Annotated in this window: 4 protein-coding genes; 3 read left to right on the top strand and 1 reads right to left on the bottom strand. The window is 70.3% G+C overall.

Annotated features, from left to right (window positions below):
* Positions 1–630: hypothetical protein (locus tag MXD59_RS21865; RefSeq protein ID WP_248826497.1), on the bottom strand; the 630-nt coding region annotated here is incomplete at its 3' end.
* Positions 631–946: 316 nt separating this feature from the next.
* On the opposite strand from MXD59_RS21865, the gene MXD59_RS21860 reads away from it, so the two are divergent.
* The 3 genes from MXD59_RS21860 to MXD59_RS21850 all read left to right on the top strand — a co-directional run bounded on the left by MXD59_RS21860 (position 947) and on the right by MXD59_RS21850 (position 5360).
* Positions 947–2356 carry a glycosyltransferase gene (locus MXD59_RS21860; protein ID WP_248826496.1) on the top strand — a complete coding sequence of 470 codons (1410 nt, stop codon included), beginning with the start codon at positions 947–949 and terminating at the stop codon, positions 2354–2356.
* Between the two features lie 882 nt (positions 2357–3238).
* Entirely contained in the window at positions 3239–4351 is a 1113-nt protein-coding gene (locus MXD59_RS21855; protein WP_248826495.1) for an MFS transporter, read from the top strand.
* 109 nt (positions 4352–4460) lie between these two features.
* The gene (locus tag MXD59_RS21850; RefSeq protein ID WP_248826494.1) at positions 4461–5360 is read left to right on the top strand and encodes an LLM class flavin-dependent oxidoreductase; all 900 of its coding nucleotides are present in this window, start codon (positions 4461–4463) and stop codon (positions 5358–5360) included.
* Positions 5361–6000: the final 640 nt, after the last annotated feature.

Genomic DNA, 6000 nt, shown 5'->3' with positions numbered 1-6000 from the left:
CAGGGTGCGCAGGGAGCCCAGGGTGCGCAGGGTGCGCAGGGTGCGCAGGGTCCTCGGGGTTACCAGGGTGCGCAGGGTGCCCAGGGTGCCCAGGGTGCGCAGGGTGCCCAGGGAGCCCAGGGTGCGCAGGGAGCCCAGGGTGCGCAGGGAGCCCAGGGTGCGCAGGGTGCGCAGGGTGCGCAGGGTCCTCGGGGTTACCAGGGTGCGCAGGGAGCCCAGGGTGCGCAGGGAGCCCAGGGTGCGCAGGGTGCTCAGGGTCCTCGGGGTTACCAGGGTGCTCAGGGTGCGCAGGGAGCCCAGGGTGCGCAGGGAGCCCAGGGTGCGCAGGGTGCGCAGGGAGCGCAGGGAGCCCAGGGAGCCCAGGGTGCGCAGGGTGCGCAGGGTGCGCAGGGTGCCCAGGGAGCCCAGGGTCCTCGGGGTTACCAGGGTTACCAGGGTGCGCAGGGTCCGAGTGTTGGCAGGAGCAGCTTCGTGGTCTCGGCCACGGCCCTGCGCACCGCCTACGCGTTCTGCCCGGCGGGCACCGCCGCCATCGGCGGCGGCGGCCTCTCGTCGAACGGCAGCGCTCTGACGGCATCGGTTCCGGTGCCGCTCAACGGCGCACCGGCCACCGGGTGGGCAGCGCGGCACAACGCCAACACGAACATCACGGCCTACGCGATCTGCGCGGTGTGAGCCGCGGCGGTCCGGTGCCTCGCCCGCCCGGAGCACCGGACCGCACCCACACCGCGTGGTCGTGCTGCCACGACGTCACGTAGGCAGTACCCTTCGCGTGCCCGACGGCCCCTGACCCACCGGACGGCCTAGCTGAGTGGCCGAAGTTCGAGGTCCGAGGCTCGAGATCCGAAGTGCAACGCCAAAGATCCAAGGTGCTCGGGGGCACCCAGGCATTCGCTCCGGAGCAGATTCCGTCCTGCGCCGGAGCCCGTCGGACAGGTACTGAGCGATGACATCACCCGCCCCCACCTTCTCGGTGTTCACCCCCAGCCACCAGCCGCGCTTCCTCGATGAGTGCCTGCAGAGCCTGCGCGCGCAGAGCCGCTCCGACTGGGAGTGGATCGTGCTGCTCAACAGCGGCGCCCGCTGGCGGCCCGAGGTCCCGGACGACCGGGTCCGGGTGGAGATCGCCGACAGTCTGCGCGGCGTGGGTGCCGTCAAACGGCGGGCCTGCGAGCTGGCCAGCGGCGAAATACTGGTCGAACTCGATCACGACGACCTGTTGGCGAAGGACTGCCTTGCGGAGCTGGCCACGGCGTTTGACCAGAACCCGTCCGCGGGCCTGGTCTACAGCGACGCCGCGCAGATCACGCTGGGCGGGGAACGGGATGACAGTCGGTTCGACGAGATGCACGGCTGGGAATACCAGGAGACAACCGTCGACGACCGACCGGTCCTGCAGGCCTTCTCGCTGCCACCGACTCCGCACAACATCTCCTACATCTGGTATGCGCCGAATCATGTGCGGTCATTTCGGCGTCAGGTCTACGAGCAGATCGGCGGATACGACGCGAGCCTCACGGTGCTTGACGACCAGGACCTGATGTGTCGTCTTTATCAGGTGGGGGATTTCCACCGGATTCCGCGCTGCCTCTACCTGCAGCGGATCCACGAGGGGAACACGCAGAGCGACGCCGAGGTCAACGGCCATATCCAGCGGGAGACCGTCGTTCTCTACGACCGTCACATCGAGGCCAACGCGCTTGCCTGGGCGCGCCGTCGTGGACTGCTTGCACTCGACCTGGGCGCGGCCCATCGCAAGCCGGCGGGTTTCCTGGGAGTGGACCAGTACCCAGGCGACGCAGTGGATATCGTCGCCACGCTGCCCGATCGCTTGGACCTGCCGGACGGATCGGTGGGTGTTATCCGGGCCGTCGACTTCCTGGAGTACGTACCAGCCAAGATTCCTCTGATCAACGAGCTGTACCGCCTGCTGGCGCCGGGAGGAATGCTCCTGACACTGACCCCGAGCTCGGACGGACGGGGCGCCTATCAGGATCCGATGCATCTCGCCTTCTACAACGAGAACTCGTTCTGGTACTACACCGATGACCAGTACCGCACCTTTGTCCCGGAGATCGAAGCCCGGTTCCAGAGCTCCCGTCTTGTCACCTACTACCCGAGTGAGTGGCACGCCGCCAATCACATCCCGTATGTGGCGGCCAACCTCATCGCGGTCAAGGAGGGCACCGAGCGCTGCGGGGGGCCGCTGCTGTGCGACCCTCGTGCTGATGTGCGTGCGCTGGTGGGCGGCCCGCCGTGGGCCCGGGCCGGCGGTGTCGACGTACCGATGGTTCCGAAGGCCCGGGATGGTCGCAGCGGGGAGCGGGAGACCGCCGGGCAGGAGATCGCCGGGTGAGACCGGCCGGTGGGGATCCGCGGCCGTGGGTGGGCCGCTGGGCGCGCCGGGAGAGCGGTGAAATTGGAGTAACCCGGCGCGGGTGATTGGCGCAAGCTGTGCCGATCCGGAGCGCGAGAGAACTTCCCTAGTGAGGTGGGCGTGTTCATCCCGGTATTTCCGTGAGTGGAGGTGCGGGCTTCGTCGCGTTTTAGCCGCGGCCCACGGGAAAGGCCAACTCTGGTAGCGACCGCCTGCTCGCGGCGGGCCGGCCGTCGGGTCGGGCTGCCGCGAGCAGGCGGTGAACGACGGTCGGGCGCTCGCGGTAACCGCATCGGAGCTGGTCGGGACGCCGGTCGCGGTCAGGGCGGTGACGTATGTCTGTGCCGACGCGCGCGCATAATGTCGATCAGGTGACGCGGGCGGCTTCCGTCCAGCCGGGCCGCGCGGGAGGTTCGCGCGCGAGCCGTCATGGTCGGTGACCGCCAACGGCCTACCTCGCCCGTCGCCGCGACCAGCTGGGATGAAGCCGGTCGCCGCCGTCTTCTCGGCAGGCGCGGTCGGCGTACAGGCGGCGTTGCGCCAGCTTGATCCTCGCATGGCCGAGAATCTGGATGTCCCGGTCCGGTACGGAAGTCAAGCCCAGCCGACCTAACCAAGCCCGACCTGGGCTTTTGCGCTTGTCGGCGCGAACTGCCAAGGACTGCCCAGCCCGCCACGAATGGCGGACACCCGGGATCTCCGTCTCGTTCCCGCCGACGGCTCGGCTTGCCGGCGGCCGGCGGGATGGCCGTGAAAATTGGTTTGTGATACATACTATATGTGGAGCCCATCAAAACGTCGACGGCTGCAACGCCGGCGACGACACCGACAGAGCCAGCAGCGACGGAGGCGGACGCGGCGGTGGGGGAGACCCGGGCCGCGGTAGCGGTGGCGCGGCCGCACGTGCCGCTGGCCGCGGTCGTCGCCCTCGCGTGCACGGCGCAGTTCATGGTGGTGCTGGACACCACGATCGTGAACGTCGCGCTGCCGGACATGCGCCGCGCGCTCGGACTGTCGGTGGCCGGGCAGCAGTGGGTGGTCACTGCCTATCTGGTGACCTTCGGTGGTCTGCTGCTGCTCGCTGCCCGTGCGGGCGACCTGCTCGGACGGCGGCTGGTCTTCCAGGTCGGTCTGGTCGTGTTCGGTCTCGCGAGCCTTGCCGGGGGGCTTGCTGGTAACGGCGCGACCCTGCTGGCCGCGCGGGCCGTGCAGGGGATCGGCGCCGCCGCACTGGCACCGGCCAGTCTGAGCCTGATCACCGCCAGTCACCACGAGCCGGCCGCGCGCACTCGTGCGCTGAGTTTCTGGAGTGCCGCGGCGTCCGGCGCCGGCGCGGTGGGGATGATCCTCGGCGGTGTGCTGACCGACGGCCTGAGCTGGCGGTGGGTGCTGTTCGTCAACGTTCCCATCGGGGTCGGGCTCCTGCTGGCCACGATCAGGGTGCTCGCCCCGTCCGAGCGGGGTCACGGCCGGAGCCTGGACGTGCCCGGGGCGGTCGTCATCACCGCGGCGGTCGCCACGTTGGTGTTCGCCGTCTCGCGGGCGACACAGAGCGGATGGGGATCGGCCCAGGTCATCGCCGGGCTGGCGGCCGCCGTCGTGCTGCTTGGCGTGTTCGCGGTGCTCCAGGTGCGGGTGGTGCAGCCGCTGGACGGCCAGCCTCAGACGAGCATCGTCTGGCCGCACGCCGACGACCAGCACATCCTGGTCGGGACCCAGACCGGCCGGCAGAAGTACCGAGACATCCTCGCTGACCCGCGGGCCACCATCCTGCTGCACGACAGCGCCAACCCGCGCCGTTACATCGAGGTCCGTGGCCGGATCGTCGCCACCGAGACCGGGCCGTCCGCCATCGACCTCGCCCACCTCACGTTCACCAGGTGGACCGGCGGCCCGACCCTGCGCCAGGCCGAGGGCGAACGGGTTCTGCTGCGGCTGCGAGCCGACCACATCCACCGAAAGGGCTCCCGGTGAGTTCACCCCTGTCGTCCGACCCGGCCCCGGGCCCGGCCGCCGACCGAGACCCGAACGGCGCCGCTCGCGCGGGCAGCCACGACACCTGCCCGCACCAGGAGGCGACGCGATGAGCGCGCTGTCCGGGACGCGGCTTGTGTTCGGGGCCGGTGGTGTGGTCAGCGGACTGTCGGCGGCGCAGACCCTCGATCTCGCCCAGGGGGCCGACGAGCTTGGCTACGACCTGTTCAGTCTCAGCGACCACCTGCACAGCGAGCGTCCCACCGACGATCCGTTCACCACGCTGAGCTGGCTGGCCGGCCAGACCCGCCGCATCGAACTGGCCACGAACGTCCTGGCCCTGCCCTACCGGCCACCGCCCGTGGTCGCGAAGATCGCCGAGACCCTCGACCGGCTCTCCGGTGGACGGTTCGTCCTCGGCCTCGGCGGCGGCGGGTACGACGCGGAGTTCCACGCCTTCGGCCTCACCGAACGCACCGGTGGGCAGAAGATCGTCGGGCAGCGGGAGGCCATCACGATCCTGCGAGGTCTGTGGTCGGGGAAGCCGACCACCCTGGCCGGCCAGGAGTTCTCCGTGCACGGCGCCCGGATCGACCCGCCCGCTGCCCGCCCGATCCCGATCTGGCTCGGCGCGTACGGGCCGCGCGCGCTGGCGCTCACCGGCGAACTCGCCGACGGCTGGCTTCCCTCCATCGGACGGGTCGGCCTCGACGGCGCCCGTCGGATGCGCACGGCCGTCCTGACCGCCGCCACCCGGGCCGGCCGTGACCCCGCGTCGATCGTCTGCGCCACCAACGTGATCGTGCGGCTCGGCCAGCAGGCACCGCCGGGATCGGGGGTGGTCAGCGGCAGCGTCACCGAGGTGATCGACCAGCTCGTGGACATCGTGGCCGTGGGGTTCACCGCCCTGCTACTCGCCGTGCCCACCGTCGGCGAGCTCGAGACCCTGGCCCGCGACGTCCTACCCGCCGTCCGCGCCCAGGCCGCTGCCCGCACCGCATCGTCGTAACCGTCGCCATGGCCGTCGCGGTGGCCGTCGCGGTGGCCGTCGCGGCACAGTGGCGAGCCAGCCGGCTCGGCCGGCTCATGCCGAGGGTTGTTCGGGATGTCAGGCCGGAAAACCAGAACAGCCCTCGGCATCCTCCCCAATAACCCTCGGCGTGTCGGAATCGGCCGCCGGTATGGCGGTGTCGATCCTCAGCGTGGCGGATCGGGTCTCGGCATGGCGGGTTGGTCAGACGCGACGTCGTCGATCCGTAGCTGTATGTGCCTGGTTGGTGATCTGTCGTGGCGCGCTGCGATCGAGGGAGCCACAGCGACGTTGTGGCAGTGGATGTTCGAGTGGGGCGCCAGGTGCCACCGGGGGAGGGGCCGCGTGATGGTGGCGGGGCAGTTGCTTTGTGCTCGGATGAAGTCGCGCATCGTCGTCTCGCCGGAAATGGGCGGCTAACCCGAGGCAGGTGAAACCAGGGTCGGCGGAGGGTCGGAAACGTGACGGGCTGCCGGCGGTCACCGGGATGATCCCGGCCTGGTGCTTCGTGGCACGTCATGCTGCGGGCTTCGTCACGTTTTAGCGGCGGGGTCCGTGGGAGAGGAATCCGAGGAGACCGCGGCCGCCCGATCGCGGCGGGCCGGCCGACGGACCGGGC

This window comes from Frankia umida (genome assembly GCF_023242945.1).
GTDB classification, from domain to species: Bacteria; Actinomycetota; Actinomycetes; order Frankiales; family Frankiaceae; genus Frankia; species Frankia umida.
The sequence above is the reverse complement of the archived record's forward strand: the minus strand, read 5'-3'. Positions and strand labels throughout refer to the sequence as shown.

What these genes read in the sequence shown, in the direction of transcription:
- MXD59_RS21860 (WP_248826496.1), top strand. Translation starts at nt 947, where the DNA reads ATGACATCACCCGCCCCCACCTTCTCGGTGTTCACCCCCAGCCACCAG.
- MXD59_RS21850 (WP_248826494.1), top strand. Translation starts at nt 4,461, where the DNA reads ATGAGCGCGCTGTCCGGGACGCGGCTTGTGTTCGGGGCCGGTGGTGTG.